Origin of the sequence: Paractinoplanes tereljensis, assembly GCF_016862435.1 — a bacterium.
GTDB classification, from domain to species: domain Bacteria; phylum Actinomycetota; class Actinomycetes; order Mycobacteriales; family Micromonosporaceae; genus Actinoplanes; species Actinoplanes tereljensis.
This window is the reverse complement of record NZ_BOMY01000038.1, coordinates 126,944-146,369: the sequence shown is the minus strand read 5'-3', so window position 1 is coordinate 146,369 and position 19,426 is coordinate 126,944. Positions and strand designations below refer to the sequence as shown.

Below are 19,426 nucleotides of genomic sequence, written 5' to 3'. Positions count from 1 at the left end.
TCAGCGGCGAAGGCGGAAGCGAGGCAGCCACCTTCGGCGCTGACCAGCCGCCGTGTCCGCTGACTCGCCGGCCGCCGGTGGTGCCGCGGGGGCCGGCGACTCGGGATCTGGCTGCCGATATCGATACAGGATCGCCGACTCCTCCCCGACCATCGCGTCAACGTCGTACCGGTCGGAAACGAGATGGAAGCCGTACGGCGAGGGAGCGATTTCCAGTGGCTCCGGATTGTCGGCCGGCTGGTTGGGGCCGATCTCGATCCAGGTGACACGGGCGTGTTCGAGCAGCCGGTTCCATTCGGCTCCGGATGTGTTCGCGTTGTCCAGCGCGACGCTGGACAGGAAGATGTAGTGCAGGCTGAGGACCTCGACGCCGTGGGCCTGGAACGCGATCGCTGTACTCTGCGCCGCCTTGAGGAGTCCGTTGACCGTCCTGCCATGATCGAAGAGCTCGGCGGGGACTTTGGGCAGGTCGCCACCGGTGAGCTCGCCGGCCGGCCGCAGCACACCCAGTTTGCGCAGCGGATCGAGCGCGGCGATCACCTCTACCGCCACTCGCATGCGCCGACCGGTCAGGGCATCGCCGGCGACCGTTGCCAGCAACCGGTCCAAACCCAGGGCGTGTGCCCGGTGGTCCCGGCCGGCCTTGCGCGCGCCGGCCTCCTCGTCGGGGACCACCACGAAGCACGCCAGCGACACCGCATCGGTGATCGCCGACAGTCGTTCGATGGCGTCGGCGTCCGTGGGTGCCGGGCCACGGAGGCGGCTCAGCGGCGACCGGTTGTCGACCACGACCGTGTCATCGCCATGGTGGAACACCGGAGGTCGCGGCTGTCGGCGGGGCGGCGCCGTCGGAAGGCCGGAGGCCGTAGGCATCGCTGGCGAGGGGACGACCCGCGTCGGGGCGGGCGGACTGGGCGGCACCGGAGCGGGCGGCGTCGGCCGCTCCACCTGGAGTTCCTCGCGGCTGAGCAGACCCTGCTGGATCAGCCGGTCGACCTCAGCACAGAAGAGGCTCTCGCCGATGGCTAGTTCCGGGCGTTGCTCGTAGGCCGCGATACCCTTCGACGCCGCTTGCGAGATCGCCTCGACGGTGGCCGCCGAGATACCGCCATGCTGAGAATCCCGGCCGAGTCGGCCGCCATAGCTGATCGAGCGGAGCCGATCGAACGACTCGCTCGCACGCAGCCGCGAGTACGCCCGCTGCACCTCCTCATCGGAGTCACCGACCACGAAGGTGACGAAGATGCCGCGAGGTGCGAGGAAGTGTCCGTCCAGCATCGCCGCCCGAACCAGTGAGACAAGCAGCCCTCGTTGCCAGTCGGCCGCTGCGGGGAACCAGGACGGCGACGGAGCATGCGAGACGGTCACCACGTCGTAGAGGGCGGCGTCGCTCTCGATCCGGTCTCGGACCAACCGGGCCAGCTCCGCCACCGCTATCGGCAACGGCCCGGCCGGCACGATGAGCAGCAGGAGACCGGCCCAATCGGCGTCTTTGCCCCAGTGCGGCACGATTTTGGTCGTCGTCATGGCTGGGAACCTCCACCGCCGTTTTGCCCGTTGCCGCCCTGCCCGCTGTTGCCGAGCTGCCGAGCGTTCTTGTCCGGCGGGTTCTGCACCGGCGGCAGGTTGTAGGGGCCGGGCTGCTGCCCGGGTATCTGGGGATGCCACCCCCCACCGTTCTGGACCGGAGGCGGTTGTTGTTGATGGGTGTAGCTGGCTGCGGATCGCCGCACCTCTTCGCCCCACTGATCGACCGCCACCATCGCGATCTCGGTCACCAGATCCTCCACCTTCTCCTGGACCTTCTTCGCGACCCGTACCTCACTGTCGATCGCCCGCTGGTCGATCTCCGCCTGTTTTGCTTGCTCCCGGTTGGCTCTTGCAGCGGCCAGCTTCATCACTAGGTCGTCGTCGAGTTTCTCGGCCCTCTCGTAGACGGTGGTAGGGCCGGCGGCGATGAGCGTTTTGATAGCGACCGGCAACAGCTCGATCATGAAAAGCAGCGCGGCCAGGAGCAGATGCGCGATCAGCGCCAGCTTGCTCTGGTCGTCGAGGTGGCCGAGCGCCACCAGTTGGGCGAGCAGGCCGTCCTGGCGCTTGGCTTGCGCCGCGTCGTTCAGCGCCTGCAACTGCTGCTGCAGGTTGTCCCGCTGCGGTCGTAGAACGGCCAGTTGCTTCTCGGCGTCGGCCTGCGCGGCCGCAAGGGCCGTCTCGCCGTCGTCGCTGTTCTGCTTCTGGGCATTCAGCAGCGCCGACTGCTGGGTGTTCATCAGGTCCTCGGCCTGCCCCGCCTCCGCCTTGCGGTTCTGGTACTCCTTCTTCAGGGCCTGTGCCAGCGGCCCGTCGCCCCTCTTCTTGCTGGTCGCTTCGCAGCCGACGCCATAAAGCTCGCACTGCCACCTGCGGTACGCGGTTTCGGCGTCCTTCTGCTTGTCCTCGTAGGCCGTTTTGGCTTTGTCGTATTCCTGCTGTGCCTGGGTGAGCCCGGGCGCCGTGTACGTGTACCGGCCCGCGACGATCTCCTCGTACTTCTTGACCTCGGCGTTCTTGCTGTTGAACAGACCCGTCAGGTCGCCGGACGCCAGCTCCTTCGCGGCCGTGTTGGCCGCGGCGATCTGGTCGTGGGTCATCTGCGCCGCGATCTCGTCGTTGAAGATTCGCAGGGTGAGCGGAGTGGAGATGACCAGACCGAGCAGCGCCGCCATGAGGAGACGAGGCACGATCATCAGGAACATGCGTCCCTTGCCGCCCTTGGGCTTCAGATTGATGATCAGCGCGCGGTCGACGGTCAGGATGATTGCGCCCCAGAACAGTCCGATGAGCACCCCGACCACGGGATTCGCCTTCAAACCGTCGGTCATAGCGAACGCCATCGACAGCACTGCAAGGGATGCGGTAGCCAGCATGACCAGCGCCAGCGCGATGTACTCGCGGCGGGCCTTCGGTGCCAGGCTCAGCACTCCGGCATCGGCGCCACCAAGCCGGCACAGCAGTGTCCCGGTGGAGTGCCGGTCGAGATCTATCATTTCGGATCACCTTTGTTCGGAGCCTTGTCGAGGCGCCCGCGTAACACCCTGGTCAGGCGTTTCATCGCCGTGCCGACGGTTTGGTCGATGGCCGCGTTCGCCCGGTGTTGGGCACGTTCGACGGCCTCCGCCGGGGCACCCGGGGCGAGACCGTGGGGCGTGGCGGGGTAATCGAGAGCCAGGGCCGGGTAGGCGAGGTTCACGTCCGGCCCGATGGCGACCGGGTACGGCTGCAGTGCCTGGAATGCGCCGGCGTCGAGTGCCGGCAGGTCGCTGATCACGGGCCGGGGGATACCGCGCAACTGCGCGGCGATGTCGAGCGTCGGTAGCTCGTAGTAGTCGAGATATCCGGCCCGTACACGGCGCGAGGGTCCGTGCTTGTTCCACACCTCGACGTCGATCGGACCCGCAGTCGGGGGTTTGATGGGGTAACCGGCGGCATGTCTGCCGGGGTCGATCCCGTCGAGCAGCCAGCCGCCGGCTCCGAAGATCCGCACCTCGGTGCCGTACTGCTGCTCCCAGCGGACGAAGATGTCCGAGCCGCGGAGCGCGACGCGGTGGCTGAGCGTGGCCGAGGTCAGCTCCGGCAAGGTGACGAGGCTGTACACCCGGCGTACCAGGTACTCCCGCAGCTCCGCTGCCGTCGGGCGCTCCGACCGGGCGTGGCCCGCGGCTCGCCGCAGCAGCGTGATGCCCTCGTGGTCGAGCAGCCCGGGAATGGCGGTGGGATTGACCGGGTCCGTCTGCTGGGTCCCGCCCTTTCCCGGGGACAGGATCCGAATGATGCACAGCCCGAGCTTGTAGACGTCAGTCTTCTGATCCTGGAGTTTCTGCTGTTTGGCGGCGATCTCCGGCGGGGTGAAGCACGGGCCGTGCAGCTGGACGCGTCCGCTGTCGCTGAGCTCGGCGACGCTGTCACAGTCCATCAGCAGCACCCGGGCAAACGGCTGGGTGGCGGCGACCGCGTTCTTGGCATGCAGGTCGCCGAAGACCACCGGGTGGCGATGCACGATCTCGATCGCGTAGGCAAGCCGGGCGGCCATGGCGAGCCGCATGACGAAGTCGCCGGTCACCGACTGACTGATGCCCATCTTGTCGAGATATCCCGCGCTTGTGCACAGGAACTGCAGCTCGAACAGCGCCTTACCGGCCAGGCCGTTGGACGGCTTGGTCGCGACGAAGAACTCCGGGGCGATCAGGTCGAGAAGGATGCCGTCGTCGTTGCCGCCGTCCCGCACCACCGCCAGCGGCCACACCGTCACGTCGTCCAGATCCGCTACCTCCGCGATCGTCATCGCGTCGCGCATCGCGACCACGTCGCGCATCTGGGCGAGCACCTGAGTCCGATCCAAACCCGTGGGGAGGTCGGTCTGCGGCTTGGCCTGTTTGAAGACGAGGGTCCGGCCCTCCAATCCGGGAACCGGGTTCGGTACGTAGAACAGCGCACCGACCGCACCATCAGCGAACGGCTTGGTTCCCGGCGGGATGCCCAGCGCATCGACATCGATAGTGATCACGGGCTAGGACACCCAGACTCCGACCGCGGTGCGGTCATCGAGGTGGCTTTTCCGCGCGAACCCCACCTGACGGGCGAAGGTGAACACGTCCGGCGGGGTCGCCCACCACTCGGCCAGCGCGTCCCGCACCTGTTCCGCATCGCGCAACGGGTTGCCGATGCCGTCCGTGGTGACGAACAACGCCCCGTCGGTCAGTTCCATCTGGGCGACGGTCAGCCGGGGGCTCACCGCCGGCAGGGCTTGCACCCGGCCGGAGTCGGGCGCCTCCCGATCGCCGTCGGACTTCTCGTCGGTCAGCGATGCCCAGCCGCCCTTGTCGAGGAACCACACGGAGGTGTCGCCGGCCCAGGCGATCGAGGCCAATCGCTCGGTCTGGCCGAAGTGGATCGCTACGGCGGCGAGCGTCGTCGCCATCCCGTGATCCGGGGTTGTGAGCAGGCGGGTGCGATGCGGCGCGCAGTCGACCACGTCGGCGAGTCGTCGATTGACCTCGGCCACCGCCGCATGCCAGTCGCGATGCATCAGGTAGGCGCGCGGCGTGTCCAGCGCGACGAACGCCGCGGCCTCCTGGGAAAGCGCGAACTCGCCCACGCCGTCACACACGACGATCACCAGGGTCGAGGTGGCGTCGTCGTAGACGACCGAGAAGCGGTCCTGCCGGGGTTCCCGCTTGTGGCGGTGCATGAGCCCACGGACACTGGCCGCGCGGACCTGGGCACCGGGCACCGCGCACTCGGTCAGCTCGTGATCGGCCGAGTCGGGGAAGTATGTCGGCGCACACGGCCCGATCGCGGCGGCCGTCCGGCCGGGATCCCCGATCACTACCAGGCCGGTCTCAGACAAAGCTGCCACCCATCTTGGACACGGCGTTCGGTTCCGGCAACGCGACAAGCGGTGTGCCCGCCGAGGCGCTGCTGGCCGACTGAAGGATCGACCGGGCCAGGACGCCGACCATCGCCTGGAGCACGTCGGTGATCGAGGCGCCGTCCTTCGCGATGAAATACCGGCCACGTTTGTTGTTCTCGCCGAAGTCTGGGTACGCGAGCGTCTGCAGGGTCTGTGCGCTCGCATCCCGGAACCCGAACGCGCAGATGTACGGATACGCCGCGTTCTTCTCCTTGGTGATCAGCGACGCCATGGTCGCCTGGTAGCTGGTGTTGTTGGGCTCGCCGTCGGTCAGGAAGTAGATGCACGGCCGGTAGACCCGCTTGCCCTCACTTTTGAGCCGGTCCCGGTCGGTGCTGAACCGCGCATGGAACTCGCGCAGCGGCGGGCTGAAGTCTGTGCCGCCGCCTGCCGACAGCGCCGGCAGGTTCAACTCCTCCGGCGCGGCCAGCGGTACGACCGTGCGTGCCTCGTGGTTGAAGGTGATCACGCTCAACATCACCAGGTCATTGATGATGGGTTCGCCGAGAAGCTGCTGGTGCAGCTGACCCAACGCCTTGTTCAGCTCATCCATGTCGCCCGTCATCGACAGGGACACGTCGCAGAGAAGGTAGAAGGGCATGATGATCTGGCCTTCACCCTCGGGCTTACGGTCCTCGCTGTGTTCGGTCACGGTGGCTCTCAACTCCTGATCGATCGGTTGCCGGTCATGCCGGGAACATGCGTCGGTAGGTTCACTTCCGGGACACCGCTCGAGGCGCTCTGGGCGGACTGAAGGATCGACTTCCCGATCACCCCGACCAGAGCCGTGAGGGTCTGGCTCACTGATTGACCTCGTTCGGCAACGAACCAGCGACCCCTCTTGTGCGAGCCGCCGGCGTCCGCGTGCGCCATCGCCTCCAACGTGGCCGGCTGGGCATCGCGGAAACCGAAGACGCAGATGTACGGGTACGCCAGGTTGTTCTGGTGCGTCAGCAGCGCCTGGAATGTCTGGAGGTAGTTCTGGTCGGTCGGCTCGCCGTCGGTGAGGAAGTAGACGCAGGGGCGGTAGACCCGCTTCCCCTCGCCCTTCAACCGGGTCCGGTCGGCCTCAAACGCCTGGTGGAACTCGCGGAACGCGGCGCTGTAGTTGGTCAGGCCCACCGGGGCCGGGAGTACCGGCAGGCTGATGTCCTCCGGCGCGGCCAGCGGCACCACGGTGCGCGCGCTGTCGTTGAACGTGATGACGCTCATCATCACCAGGTCGTTGATGACCGGTTCGGCGAGCAGTCCCCGGTGGAGTGCGTGCAGGCCCTCGGTCAAGTCGGTCAGGTCCGGCGCCATCGACCCGGAGACGTCGCAGAGGACGTAGAAGGGCATGACGATCTGTCCGGCCGCGTCAGTCTGCACCGCCGGGCGGCGAGTCGTGTCGGGCGCGCGCACGTCGGTCGCGAAGCTTGCGGTCAGGACGTACTGCTGAGCGGAACGCACGTCCACCCCGGTGACCTCAGCCGACCAGGTGCCCGGTAGGTACGCCTGCAGGCCCACCCGGATCGGACTCTGGGATGACCGGTGGCTGGCGCGGGTCCCATCCGGCGCCCGCACGGACAATTCCAGTGCCCCCGGCCCGGTCCATTGCAGAATGCACGTGGTCGCGGCGGCCTTGCTGACCTCGAACGGGTACGGCGGTGAGGTCGCGCCCGGCCCGATCGCCGCGATCTTCGTGCGACCGGTGGTCAGCAGGCGATACTCGACGTCCCGACTGCCCCTCGCGAGCCAGAACGCGATGTTGGACAGGTAGCGGCCCAGGCCGGCGCTGCGATGGAGCCGATCGGGATAGAGCTTGGTGAAGCCGGTGTCGAGAACAATCCGCCGGTTCTCATCCTCGTAACATCCCAGGCACTGCTGGCCGTCGTGGCTCTGGCCCAGGATGGTCACCCCGGGAGCGGGGTGGATCGTGCAGATGGTGATTCCCTCGTAGAGGTTGTTCACCCCCTGCGTCAGCTGATGCTCGATGAAGAATCCGGGCGAGTGTTCCGAGCCCGGAACCATGACATGGTCGGCCTGCTTGTTGCCGCTGAAACCGGTCTCGATCAACGCCTTGGCGAGGAGATTTGCGTCCGCGTAGAAAGGCTCGTTGTCGGCCCAGATCGCCAGTCCGTTGCCGGCCGCGACGTAGTCGCTGATCATCTGGATCTGCTGGGGGCTCACCGTGGGAACCGCTCCCGAGAGGAACCAGAGTTGGGTGTACTGGGACAGCAGCTGATCGGTTAGGTCGCAGCCGCCGTGCCGCGGTCCGTGCCGGACGTCCAGGGTCAGTCCACGGTCGGCGAGCAACCGCTGGAGCCCCGCTTCGGCGACCGGCCCGTCGACGATCGGGCAGTGGTACAGCAGGATCCGTTCGCCCCGGATGCGGTCCTCGTCCCCGCCGCCGAGATCGAAGGCGCGGCCCTCCGGGTTACCGAACTCGTCGTAGCCGTCAGATGCTCGCACCACCGTGCTACTCCCCATGGTCGTCGGTGAAGGGTTGCGGTCTCTCGCACTCGTCTCTGACGGACCGCTCGGACGAGAGTCTCCGGCGGATCCGTCACCAGCCGAGGTGGACGAAGCCGGCCCAGGCGTGCAGGGAGGTCTCACCGGTCCGGTCACGCATCGAGCGCTGGGCGATCAGCAGGGCCTCGTGCGGGCGCGTGACGTGGGTGGCCAGGTGGTCGTGGAAGTCGACCATCAGGCGGGCTGTCTCTCGATCGGGTACCGGCCACAGCGAGCCGATCGCGGTGGTGGCGCCGGCCACGAGGAAGGCGGTGGACAATGTGACGGCCTCGTCGTAAGCGCGGCCGGCCCGGTGGGTCGTGCATGCCGCCAGCGAAACCAAGCCGGGTGAGCGGCCGGTCGGCCGGGATGCGGCGGTTCGCATGATCTCCTCGGCCGAGACTCGGGAGTGGTCGGACAGAACCAGATAGGACGAGGCCGGGCCCTCGGCCTGGATCACGCCGTGGCAGGCCAGGTGGAGGACGGTGGCCGACGGTGCGTCGGTCGCGGCCAGCCAGGCGAGTACGTCTTCCGGCGTCCCCCGTCCGGCGGCGGTTATGGCCGGGCCGTCCGGGCGACCGCAGTAACGACCCGCCGCCCGGCACCAGCACGAGGTGCGGTACCCCGGTGTGGTCGAGATGCCAGTGATCGAGAAGGAGGCGGATCGCGACGTTCCAGCCCGCGCGGCACACCTCGGCGAGCGTGCGTCCGACCGCGGCGCGGTCCGGCACCGGGCCCAGATCCCGGGTGCTGACCGCTTGCTGAACGGCCGAAGCGAAGGCCCAGTCGCCGGTGAGCGCCGGCAGATCGAGGGCGTGGACGCGGCTGCCGGACTCGACGACGAGGGCCAGGCCGGCCGTGTCGCCCTGGCCGGGGCACAGGTACACCAGCGCGTCCGCACCCATCGCGGTCAGCGCCTCGCTCAGTGCCTCGATCGTCGGCGGTTCGAGGAGTCTCGACTCCCGCTGGAGCACGCCGAGCGCACGGAAGCGGGCGTCGCTGGGTATCGCGGGAGCAGCCGCCCGCCATCCGGCGGCGCCTCCGGCGGGTAGCGGATCGGCGTTCCACCGGTCGGCGAGGCCGGGCTCGCCTGCCCGGCGCAGCAGTTCAGGAACGGTGGCGGCGACTGTGGCCGCGTGTAGTACCAGGCCACGGCCGGTCTCCAGGGCTGACCAGGCACCGGCCTGATCATCGGCGCTGAGCGCCGCCCGAGCCACCCAGAACGCGTCGTTCGCGCTCTGCCGGGCGGCGGTCATCGCGTCCTGGGTGCCGGATTGCAGTAGCACCTGCCAGGCCCGGGCCCGCAACCCGGCCCGGCCGGTCTCGGCGGAGCCGGCCGGGTCACCGGTGGCGGCGAGTGCCGCGGCGAGGGCCAGCTCGACCTCGGCCGCGCCGCGTTGCCCGGGTTGACCCCCGGCGAGCTCGTTGGCCTCGCGCAGCGCCCGGACGGCTCGGTCAAGGTCGCTCGGCCGGGGGTCACGCCGGTGCAGCTCGAACAACGCCATGCCGTACCCGGCGAGGCGACGGCCGCGTTGCAGGTCACTTGCCGACTCGCCGGGATACGCGCCGGATCGTCCGGCCGAGCCGCGGCCACCACACCGGTCAGGAGATCCAGGGTCCGGTCCGGGGGTGCTTCGCCGCTGACCTCACACCACAGCACCTGGGCCTGGGCCAGGATGAGGGTCAGCTGGTGGTGGTGCGGATCGTCGGTCGCCTCGTCCTGTGCGTGGGTCAGCAGGTCGATGGACCAGCGGAGATCGGCGAGGTCGCCGCGTACCTCGTAGCGCAGGAGCAGCGCGGTGGCCACCGAGGCGGCGATCGCGACCCGGTTCATGTCGTCCAGGCTGGTTGTCCGCAACGCCTCGGATGCCTGGGTGATCGCGCTGTCGACGGCGGACAGGCTTCCGCCGGTGTAGTAAGCGCGGGCGGCGGTCGCCGTGGCGAGCTGCGCGGCTGCGGCCGCCCGTACCTTGAGCGACGTCGCAGGGCTCGAGACGACCTGTTCGAGCAGCGTGATGCCGCGGTCGCCGGCGGCCGGGTCGGCCGCTCCTACCTCGGCGCTTGAGATCAGTTGGTACGCCAGGTGATAACGCACCTCGGCCTGCTCCGGCGACCCTTCGGGCAGTCGGCCGAGCGCCTCGGTGGCGAACTCCTCGGCCTCGGCGCCGTCCCGGCTGAGCCCCGACCGGCGGGCGCGCTCGGCCAGCACCCGGGACAGCTGCATGTCGACGGACTGCCGTAGCTGTGGATTGACCTGCGGTCCGACACCGACGAGGTCGGCGAGGATCGGCTCGATGTCGGCCATCCGGTCACCGGTGATCGCCGCGACATCGAGTCTGGCCGTGGCCCGCACCACCCGCGCCTCGGCGCGTAGGTCGGGTTCGGCGAGCGGATGTGCGATCAGGTGCCCGGCCACCTCGACGGCCGCGCGGAGATCGGCCGCCTTTCGCCGGCCGTCCGCCGTTGCTCGGCGGAGATGGGCCATCATCACCAGGTAGTGCCACTGCGGCTGGAGGGCCGCCATGATCGACCCGACATCGATCGTGCTCGACAGGGCGACGACGCGGTCCAGATCGGCCGGATCGGCGTCCACTCCGGAGTTGAGCACCACGTCGGCGTACGACAAAGCCAGTACCGGATAGCCCGAGCCTTCGTCCCATCCGGTCCGGAGCATCGCCAGCGCGTGGCGATGGTCCGCGACATCGCCGCCGGCCCGGAACCGCTCCTCGTGGAGAGAGCCGAGCCGCAGCCAGAGGGAGGGCCGATCCGGCCAGCCGACGCCGAACAGGTCCGCCAAGGCCCGCTCGGCGGCGGCGAAGTCGTCGGCTCGGTGCTCTTGCGCGAACCGTCCCAGATATCCATCGGCCAGCGCGTTCATCTGTATGGCCCACTCACGTTCGCCGGCTTGAGCGAGGCTGATCGCGTCGACGCCGACGGTGATCGAGCGATCCAGATCGCCGCCGGAGTTGCGCGACTGCAGCGCCTGGACGAGCAGCTGGCACACGGCGAACCGCAGCCCGGGCTCGTCCCGGCGTAGCTCGTCCAGCGCCTTGTCGCAGGCGTGCACGATCCGGTCGAGGTCGTCCGGCGCCGTCTCGCGGCCAGAGCCGAAGGTGGCTTGGGCAACCCGGAGCCACCGCAACCACGCGCCCACGTACTGGGTTATCGGATCGTCGCCCAGCACGTCCACCCGGGTGATGCCCCTGTAGATCAGCTCGGGCGGCGTCTCGAAGTCGTATTCGAGGAACTCCTCGAGTTCGTCCACACCACAGTTCTGACGGACAGACCCTGCTTCCGGGCAGGATGGCTGGTCAGTCCGGCACCGCGGTGACCAGCGTGAGTGACTCGACGGCCCAGTCGTAAGAGCCGCGGTCCGGCTCGGCCGGGCTGAGGTCACGTCGCACCACGCCGTCGCCGATCTGCTCCAGCAGACCGCGGGAGTTCCATACGCCCCGCTCGCGGGACAACCGTCCGCCCAGCTCCGGTAGCAGGAACGGCTCGGCACCGAACGGCTGCTCGGCCACCAGAAGCGTGAGCCGGTCCCGGACCCGGACCCCGGGCTCCGGGGTCATGCCGTCCGGCAGGTACGCCCGGATGCCCCGGCCGTCCAGCGCGGCCGCGCGAGCCCTGGGCGCGATGAAGTCGCCGGGGAAGAGCGTGGCGTGCACGCGGAACCGTGGCGTCAGGTCGAGCAGGACGCAGAACAGTTCGCGGTCGGAGGTGTTGTGCAGCCGGATGAACACCTCGGGCGACCGCCAGCCGAGGTCGTCCCGAAGATAGTTCAGCGTGAGCTCGCCGCCGGTCGGCTCGAGCACCGATCCGCCCACCGGCGGCGCGATCAAGACGCCGGCGGGTGCTTCCATGATCTCCAGGCGCACCGATCCGGCCAGCCCGGACCGCGGGTTGGCCAGCGTGGACAGGAGGGTCCACCGGGCGATGTGCTCCAGCGCCCGGACCGCTTCCCCGGCCGGTACCTCGCTGAGTGGCCGGCCGTGGGCGTCGCCGAGGCGGACCATCCCGGACGGGTCGACGTCGGCTCGGAGGTCGGCCGGTGATCCCGGCTCCACGTCGCGGACATGAGGTGAGGGGCCGCCGCCCGGCGCCGCGGTGTGCAGTTCCCTCAGCAGTCGCTCGACCGCCCCATGGCAGTACCCGTTCACCGAAACGGTGAGACGCGGAAGCGGTACATGGGTGATCACCATCGGGTACTGCCGGTCACGGGCCGGCGCCCAACTGCCGGCGGGCAGCACCAGACTGTGCTGGGCCTGCACCGTGGTCACGGTAGCCTGCTGCGTCGGAGAGCCCCCGCGCACACCCACCCGCAAACCGTCGCCGACGGGTAGCCCGTGTACGGCGCCGGCGTCGATCTCCCAATCGCCACGCAGATAGCGCATCCGCATCGCGGCGCCGTGCACGCCGGGCTGCGGCGACAGGAAGGCGTGATCGGCCAGGGTCGAAGCAGCCGGGCGCAGTTGCGGCGTCTGGTCCCGCACACGCTGTTCCACCCCGGTCCGGGCCGCGGCGGCCAGTTCGCGGTAGGTGGCGAGTGGGCCCAGCTGGTCGAGGGCGCGCAACAGCGACCAGCTGAAGACGCCGCGGATCCCGCCGTCGAGCACGGTTTCCCGCGCCCGCTCGGTCGAGCGGCAGGCGGTCATCGCGATGTGCTCCGGCCGATCGGCCGCTGCGGTGTGCTGGATCAGCTCGGAGACGAGCGAGCTGAGATTGCGGGGTGCGGCCTCGGGCACGTTGCGGAACGCGGTCGGGCCGGTCGGGAGGTCGCGGGTGGCGCCGTCGGAGTGGCAGCTGTCGAGTACTACGGCCACATGGGCGGCGTGCCGGCCCACCTCGTCGAGCAGTACCGACAGCTCCTTGTCCCACAGGTCCGGCACCTCGCCGGTACGGCTGTCGGCACACACCAGTGTCTGCAGCTGCCGGGTCGGCTCGGCGAACCACGCCCAGTCCGGGCACGCCGCCTGGGAGCCGTGTCCGCTGAACCAGAACAACACGGTGTCCTCCGGCCCCGCCTGCCCCAGATGCGTGCGAATGGCCTCGACCACCCCGTCTCGGGTGGCTTCGCGGTCGCACCGGAATTTGATGCGCAGCCGCGTGTCCGTGTTGTTCCGTCTCAGGTAGGCAGCGACGCTCTGCACGTCGCGGACACAGCCGCGCAGGTTCGGCACCTCGGCCGAGGCGTACTCGTTGATGCCGACGAGAAGGGCGTACAGCGTGGTCATCGAGCTTTGCCGACCATAAGCCAGCCGTGCTCGGTGAAGTCCTTCTCCGGCAGTTCCACGGTTATCGGCCGGAAGTCGGGCGGCAGCGGCGGCTCGACGGCATGGACGATCACGTCGTGGTACAGCACATCGGGCAGGCCCAGGACGTACGGCGCCTCCGGGTTGTCCTTGATCGCGGCGCGCAGCGGCGGACTATCCAGAAGGCGATGGACGGCGATGGCCGCCGCGCCGACCCACCCGTTGGCCGTCTCCTTGACTAATCCCCGGTGCAACGCGACCCGTAGCCTCATCCGTTCGTCGGTCGTGCGACCTCGATCGCGATCGATCAGGGCAGCTTGCAGGGCGGCGATCATCTTCGGTATCACCACCGATTCGTCAATGCCGACGGGAAGGACGGTGAATTGACCGTCGCCCTGCGGCTGCGGATGGACCGCGGACTCGGCGATGCCGGCCGCCAGCCGCGCCTCGGACAACACCCGGACCAGGTCACGCTGGAGCTCCTCGGTCTCGATGTTGCGGCGCCGGCTGTAGCCGACCACGTCGGCGGCCAGGCACAGCCGGACTGCCGCGCCGCTCGGCGGCTCAGCGCCGGTGATTGGCTCACTGAACTTGACGGCCTCGGTCATCAAAGTCTGGTCGAGAGTCTCGGCCTGCACGGTGAGGAGGCCGGAGAGGTCGGTTGCGGCGCTCGGCATCTCGACCAGGGCGTGCATTCCGTACGTGCGGGGGAGCAGAGTGGCGCCGTGGGGATCGTCGTAGACCCAGCCGAAGGTCCCGGACTGCACGCCCGTCGTCCAGGCGCGTGGCGTACCGGCTCGGTGGCCGAGGCGTCGCAGCAGGCCGGGGCGGGACCGGGTGGCGGACACCGCCCGCAGCGCGACGGCTGACGCCGCCTCGCCCTGGACCAGCCCGAACTCGTCGCCGTCGGAGGCCAACTGGACGGCCCGGGCGCCCGGATCGGCCAGCGTGACGTCGAAGCGAGCACCGGAGTACCGCTCCCCGGACGGCAGGACGTCGAGATCGAACGCGAGAAGGACCCCGTAGTAGCGGTCATCGCGTCGCTCGGCGCGGCGGCGTAGCAACGGTGGCAGATCTTCCGTCGGTACCGGATAGGCAAGCGGGCGGCCGCAGCGAACCCGGCTCACCCGTTCGTCGGCCGGGCCGGGTGCGCCGCGGTCATCCAGCAGCTTCAGCGCGCAGACGGCCAGTACCTCGTTGTCGGACAGCGGTTCGCCGAAGACCATCAGTGCTCACTTCCGAGATAGACGAGACTCCGAGATGGACGAGACTCGCCCAGGCCGGGTGCCGGTCTCTGACGGACAGACGCGCGATTCTTCACGGTCGTCCAGGATGGCCGCTGGGCTAGCCGGAAGGATTAACCCGAGAGGGTTGGCACGGTCCCCGACCGGGCGGAACGGCAACTCTGTCCGTCAATCCTTCGGAGCAAGCAGCCATTCCTGACCCTCGGGCATGGCGACCGGGAGCACGTCAATTCACACTTCCAAGGATGGCAACGGTGAGCAGTGCGGAGGAAACCGCGACGGTTTCCGGCAACAGATACCGGCTCGGCGGCGGCGCCGGGCCGGCCGCTCCACGAATCCCCAACCAGCGCCAAACGTTGATGCGCCCGCTCCCGGCCGTGGCGGACGACATTTCCTGGCTGCGCGGGCTGGCCAAACGTGGCGAGTTGAGCTCGGCCATCGCGGCCGGTCTAGGCCCGCGGCTGTGCCGGGCAGCGTTCGCGGTGAGCCACCAGATCGTCTTCGACGTGGTTACCCGCCGGCTTGAGCTGTCGATGCGCGGGCACTCCTGGTGTGCCCGTGGCATCCAGTTCATGGATGGCCAATGCCTTGACGGCTACTACGATGACGTCGAGTCGGTGATCGACTATCTGCTGGCGGCCAAAAAGCCGATCGACGACCTCGAGGCGTGGCTGGCCCACTGGGCACCCAACGCCACCGTCGACGGCCATCGTCGTCGGCGCGGCGCGCGGGGCGCTCTGCAGCGGCCCCGGATGACCCGCGGACTTGCCACGGACCTGGGCGGAGACCCGTGGCTCGGCGAGCTGGCACTGAAGATCCTGGAATGGGTCGGCGTGCCGGCCGGGGCCGGGGCAAGCCTGTGGCCGCTGGACCGCTGGGCACAGATGCGGGCCGAACGCACCCGCGACGTCCCGGGGAGCACACCCGCGCAGGTGGCCATCGAGGTCGATCAGGTGCTGGCCGCGATGCGCCACCGCCCCCGGTGGTACCAGGACTACGTGGAGCGGCCGCTCGGCTTCAAGGTGGCGCAGGTGGGACCGCCGCCCGGCGACGAGATCACCGATCCGCGTCCGCTGGTCATGGTCGGCCCGGAAGAGATCGTCGACGCGCGGCTCAGCGGTCTGGCCGGGATCGCCGTCGTGGCCATCCGGGACGGCATCGAACACCACCGCGATCCCACCGAGACGGTCGTCGAGGTGCTTACGCAGCTCTTCCTGGCCGGCCCCGGATCGGATGAACTCGACCGCGCTCCCGCGACCGGCGCCGACAACCACCACCACATGTCAGCGTTGCTGGCTGACCCCGTCGCCCTCGGCGGCATAGTGGACCGCGTCCTCCGCGTCGTTCGCGACGAACCGTTGCGCTAACGCCTCGATCGCCCGGCGGCGGTCAGCGATCGAGGCGTCGGCGACCTCCGGGGACACGCCGCGATCGAGCGCGTCGGCGTACGCCTTCCGAAGTTCCTCCTCGAGGACCTGCCGGATCAGCTCAAGCCGTGCGGGGGTGAGTTCCATCATGGCGGTCCCTTCGGCTGTGACGGCTCGGCATCCAGACTCTGGCGGACGGGCGGCCCGTCGACCCATCGGAACAGGGCGACGGCGACCTGGGGAAGGGTGGATGTTCATGTTCCACCAGTACGTGATGGTTGGCCAGTGGGCGCCGGTTCTCAGGCGGCCTGGTGGATCGCCTCGCCGGCGATCTCCAGGCGGACGGTCTTGCCGACCAGCAGACCACCGCTTTCCAAGAACACATTCCAGACCAGGCCGTACGCCTCGCGGTCGAACTCGGCGGTCGCGCTGAAACCAAAAATATCCTGGCCGTACGGGTCACGCCGGGCACCGCCGTACTCGACCTGCAGCTCGATCGGGCGGGTGACGTTCCGGATGGTCAGATTGCCGTACACCAGGAACTTGCCACTCGGCCGGGCCGCCGCGGGCAGCACGGCATCGGGCCGGCCCCGCCGGGAGAGCGGGTTGCTGCGCAGCCGCGCCAGCAGGGCGATCGCGTCGTTGCTCTCCTGCCAGCGCACCCCGGTGCTGCGGAACTCGAGCGTCGGGTACCGCGCCGCGTCCAGGAAGTCGGGGCTGGACAGATGGGTGTCCCGGTCCTGGTGGTGGGTGGTGAGGCTGGCCGCCGCGATGGTGGCCGTCACGGTCGAGCGCAGTGGGTCCTCGGCGATCGCGATGGTCGCGCTGCCCTGGGCGAACTCGCCCCGCACCGGGCTGACCATCATGTGCTGGGCGTGGAAGCCGATGCGCTTGTGCGCCTGGTCGAGGACGTAGATCCCCGGGTCCGGAATGGTGAGCCCGTTCCAGTCGCGGATCGGCCGGTCGACCATAGTGTCGCTTCACCCCTGGGCCCATAGTTCTTACGAATCTTAACTATCTTAGTTGCTCTTGGCGCATTTGCACTGGTCAGTGGTGGTGCTCACAAATCCCGCCGGTTTGACCGAACCGGAACGGGCCGTGATCCGTACTCCACTGTGGATGTCGCTCAGGTCCTACCTCTCACCCAGAGGGCCCGTCCGCCATCTGCCCGATTGAGGTCCCATGCGAAGAAAACCGAGGTCCATTCGCTCCAAGATCGTCCTTGCCCTGCTGGTTCCGGTCGTCGCGCTGACCGGGCTATGGGTGCTGGACGTCAAGGCTTCGTTCGCCGACGCGACCGCGTTGCGCGACACGTACAACACCCGGGACAACGTGAGCCTGCCGTGCGACCGGATGGTGGCCGCCCTGCAGAGTGAGCGCACCGAGTCGGCGGAGTTCCTGGCCACGCCGGACGGCGACGCCGGCGCCCTGCAGACCCAGCGGGCGGCGACCGACGCGGCGATCGCGCAGTTCCGGGATCTCTCCCGCCGTTACCGGGGGAGCGGGGTCTCGGCCGAGATCACCCGGGCGCGGTTCGCCGACATGGCCACCAGCCTCGACTCGCTGGCCCTGGTGCGGGCCCGGATCGACGCCCGGGACGCCACCCTGACCGGGGTCCTCGGCGGCTACACCAGCATCATCGGGTACGCGTTCAGCGTCTCGAACGCGGCCGCGACCTCCAGTGACCCGCTGGTGGAACGGGTCATGCGCACGATGGTCGCCATGCGCCGGGCCGGCGAGCTGCTCTACCAGGAGGACGCCCTGCTGACCGGGGCCACCACCGCGGGCCGCTTCGGCGCCGGCGAGTACCTGCAGCTGCTCCAGATCGTCGGGGCGTTGCGTTTCCAGATCCCGACCGCCGGCTCCACCCTGCCGGCGCCCGACCAGGCGCTGTTCAAGAGCATGCTCAGCGGTCCGGCCTTCGCGGCGCTGCGGTCGGCGGAGGACCAGGTCATCGGCAAGGGCCGGGCCGGTGGGCCGGTGGGGATCACCCGGGAGGTCTGGCAGCCGACGTCGACCCTGGCGGCCGGGCAGTTGTTCGCCTTCCTGGCGGACGGCTACGACCACGCCGTCACGTTCGCGAAGCAGGCCCGGGACCGGATTCTGATCCGGTTCGGTGTCTCCGGGCTGCTCGGGCTGCTCGCCATTGTGGTGTCGCTGGCGGTCGCGGTGCGGATCGGCGGCTCGGTCGTACGCCGGCTGTCCCTGCTCCGGACGGCGGCCACCGAGCTGGCCCGGCAACGGCTGCCGGAGCTGGTCCGGCGGCTGCGGGCCGGCGAGCGGATCGACGTGGACGGCGCCGAGCTGCGCCTGCGCCTGGGCGACGACGAGATCGCCGAGGTCGGTGCCGCGCTGACCGACGTGCACCTCAGCGCGGTCGAGTCGGCGGCCGGGGAGGCGGCCATCCGCTACGACATGAACAAGGTCCTGGTCAACATCGCCCGGCGCAACCAGGCGCTGCTGGACCGCCAGATCGAGGCACTCCGGTCGGTGGACGGGGCCGACCCCCGTGCGTACCAGCTGGCCGTCCGGATGCGCCGGCACGCCGAGCACCTGGTGATCCTGTCCGGCTCCGCGCGCAGCCGGCGCGGGCTCGGCGCCGAGTCGCTGGCCACGATCCTGGCCCGGGTGGCCGGCGAGATGGAGCACGCCGACCGGATCGCGATCGGGCCGATGGTGGCCGCCGAGGTGCCCGAGCACGCCGTCACCGACCTCGGCCACCTGGCCGGTGAGCTGCTGGAGAACGCCACCACGTTCGCTGCGCCGGAGACCACGGTGCGCCTGTCGGCCTGGTCGGGCCCGGACGGGATCGTGGTGGAGATCGAGGACCACGGCATCGGGATGTCGCCCGCCGCGATCGAGGAGACCAACCGGCGGCTGGCGCAGCCGCGCGAGTTCGAACCCGCCGACAGCGCCCGGCTCGGCCTGTTCGTGGTGGCGACCCTGGCCGCCCAGCACGGGATCGGAGTGACGCTCGGTCCCGCCGACGGGCGCGGGATCCGCGCGGTGATGACGCTCCCCGCGGCGCTGGTGGTTCCGGCCGGGGAAACGCGGCGGTCGGATGCCTCTCGGCTGGTCGGGATGGGGGCCCGGACCCGCGGCCGGTGAGCGCCTGCGCGCCGGCGGTCAGTGGCGTGCTCGTTCGACGGCTCGCTCGATCTCGGCCTCCGCCTCCACCCGCCCGGACCAGGGCTCCTCGTCGATCTGCACGCTCTTGCCCGGCTCGACCGCCTTGTAGATCTCAAAGAAGTGCTGGATCTCCAGGAGCAGGAACCGGTCCAGATCGGTGATGTCCTGGAGATGGGCGAGCCGGGGGTCGGCCGTGGGCACGGTCAGCACCTTGGGCGTGGGACCGATCTCGTCGCGCATCCGGAAGAGGCCGATCGGACGGCTGAGCACCAGGCAACCGGGGAAGGTCGGCTCACGCACGAGGACCAGTGCGTCGAGTGCCGTGCCGCCGGTGCCGCGGGTGCCCTCGATGTAGCCGTAGTCAGCGGGGTACTGGGTCGCGGTGAACAGCGTCCGATCGAGATGGATGCGACCGGTTCTCGGGTCGACCTCGTACTTGTTGCGCGTGCCCTTCGGAATCTCGACCAGTACGTCGAATTCCATGACGCCGCACCT

The 19,426-nt window shown here is 69.4% G+C and carries 16 protein-coding genes; 3 read left to right on the top strand and 13 right to left on the bottom strand.

All coding sequences use genetic code 11. The features are described from left to right. From Ate02nite_RS29110 to Ate02nite_RS49035, 7 genes are all read right to left on the bottom strand, one after another. Positions 1–1,527, bottom strand: coding sequence for a hypothetical protein (locus Ate02nite_RS29110; RefSeq protein WP_203811023.1), 1,527 nt, complete (start codon positions 1,525–1,527; stop codon positions 1–3). Beyond that, a complete protein-coding gene (locus tag Ate02nite_RS29105) occupies positions 1,524–3,026 on the bottom strand; it encodes a DUF4407 domain-containing protein (protein ID WP_203811022.1) in 1,503 nt (500 codons plus the stop codon). Before Ate02nite_RS29105 ends, Ate02nite_RS29110 begins: the two co-directional genes overlap by 4 nt. Continuing rightward, complete coding sequence (locus tag Ate02nite_RS29100) at positions 3,023–4,543, bottom strand: hypothetical protein (RefSeq protein WP_203811021.1); 1,521 nt, start codon at positions 4,541–4,543, stop codon at positions 3,023–3,025. The genes Ate02nite_RS29105 and Ate02nite_RS29100 overlap by 4 nt, the downstream gene beginning before the upstream one ends. Before the next feature lie 3 nt (positions 4,544–4,546). Continuing rightward, positions 4,547–5,386, bottom strand: coding sequence for a protein phosphatase 2C domain-containing protein (locus Ate02nite_RS29095; protein WP_203811020.1), 840 nt, complete (start codon positions 5,384–5,386; stop codon positions 4,547–4,549). After that, complete coding sequence (locus Ate02nite_RS29090; protein ID WP_203811019.1) at positions 5,379–6,101, bottom strand: vWA domain-containing protein; 723 nt, start codon at positions 6,099–6,101, stop codon at positions 5,379–5,381. The genes Ate02nite_RS29095 and Ate02nite_RS29090 overlap by 8 nt, the downstream gene beginning before the upstream one ends. 8 nt (positions 6,102–6,109) lie before the next feature. Beyond that, positions 6,110–7,903: a hypothetical protein gene (locus Ate02nite_RS29085; protein ID WP_203811018.1), complete on the bottom strand. Its 1,794-nt coding sequence runs from the start codon at positions 7,901–7,903 to the stop codon at positions 6,110–6,112. Positions 7,904–7,994: 91 nt separating this feature from the next. Next, positions 7,995–8,498, bottom strand: a complete 504-nt coding sequence (locus Ate02nite_RS49035) for a CHAT domain-containing protein (RefSeq protein WP_275422969.1) — start codon at positions 8,496–8,498, stop codon at positions 7,995–7,997. Between the two features lie 79 nt (positions 8,499–8,577). Here Ate02nite_RS49035 and Ate02nite_RS49030 point away from each other — a divergent pair, with 79 nt between their 5' ends. Next, complete coding sequence (locus Ate02nite_RS49030) at positions 8,578–8,991, top strand: hypothetical protein (protein ID WP_239147791.1); 414 nt, start codon at positions 8,578–8,580, stop codon at positions 8,989–8,991. A 200-nt stretch (positions 8,992–9,191) separates the two neighbouring features. On the opposite strand, the gene Ate02nite_RS29075 is transcribed toward Ate02nite_RS49030, so the two are convergent. The 3 genes from Ate02nite_RS29075 to Ate02nite_RS29065 are packed head-to-tail and all read right to left on the bottom strand — an operon-like array spanning position 9,192 to position 14,417. Then, positions 9,192–11,204 carry a hypothetical protein gene (locus tag Ate02nite_RS29075; RefSeq protein WP_203811016.1) on the bottom strand — a complete coding sequence of 671 codons (2,013 nt, stop codon included), beginning with the start codon at positions 11,202–11,204 and terminating at the stop codon, positions 9,192–9,194. 46 nt (positions 11,205–11,250) lie between these two features. Beyond that, entirely contained in the window at positions 11,251–13,173 is a 1,923-nt protein-coding gene (locus Ate02nite_RS29070; protein WP_203811015.1) for a caspase family protein, read from the bottom strand. Continuing rightward, positions 13,170–14,417: a hypothetical protein gene (locus Ate02nite_RS29065; protein ID WP_203811014.1), complete on the bottom strand. Its 1,248-nt coding sequence runs from the start codon at positions 14,415–14,417 to the stop codon at positions 13,170–13,172. Before Ate02nite_RS29065 ends, Ate02nite_RS29070 begins: the two co-directional genes overlap by 4 nt. 272 nt (positions 14,418–14,689) lie before the next feature. On the opposite strand from Ate02nite_RS29065, the gene Ate02nite_RS29060 reads away from it, so the two are divergent. Beyond that, the gene (locus Ate02nite_RS29060; protein WP_203811013.1) at positions 14,690–15,802 is read left to right on the top strand and encodes a hypothetical protein; all 1,113 of its coding nucleotides are present in this window, start codon (positions 14,690–14,692) and stop codon (positions 15,800–15,802) included. Here the strand turns inward: Ate02nite_RS29060 and Ate02nite_RS29055 are convergent. Together Ate02nite_RS29055 and Ate02nite_RS29050 are read right to left on the bottom strand one after the other, a co-directional pair. After that, entirely contained in the window at positions 15,719–15,952 is a 234-nt protein-coding gene (locus Ate02nite_RS29055; RefSeq protein WP_203811012.1) for a hypothetical protein, read from the bottom strand. The genes Ate02nite_RS29060 and Ate02nite_RS29055 overlap by 84 nt on opposite strands. 149 nt (positions 15,953–16,101) lie before the next feature. Further along, positions 16,102–16,773, bottom strand: a complete 672-nt coding sequence (locus tag Ate02nite_RS29050) for a YceI family protein (protein WP_203811011.1) — start codon at positions 16,771–16,773, stop codon at positions 16,102–16,104. Between the two features lie 211 nt (positions 16,774–16,984). Between Ate02nite_RS29050 and Ate02nite_RS29045 the strand changes: the two genes are divergently transcribed. Then, the gene (locus Ate02nite_RS29045) at positions 16,985–18,910 is read left to right on the top strand and encodes a sensor histidine kinase (protein WP_203811010.1); all 1,926 of its coding nucleotides are present in this window, start codon (positions 16,985–16,987) and stop codon (positions 18,908–18,910) included. Between the two features lie 18 nt (positions 18,911–18,928). On the opposite strand, the gene Ate02nite_RS29040 is transcribed toward Ate02nite_RS29045, so the two are convergent. After that, complete coding sequence (locus Ate02nite_RS29040) at positions 18,929–19,414, bottom strand: inorganic diphosphatase (RefSeq protein WP_203811009.1); 486 nt, start codon at positions 19,412–19,414, stop codon at positions 18,929–18,931. Between the last annotated feature and the right edge of the window lie 12 nt (positions 19,415–19,426).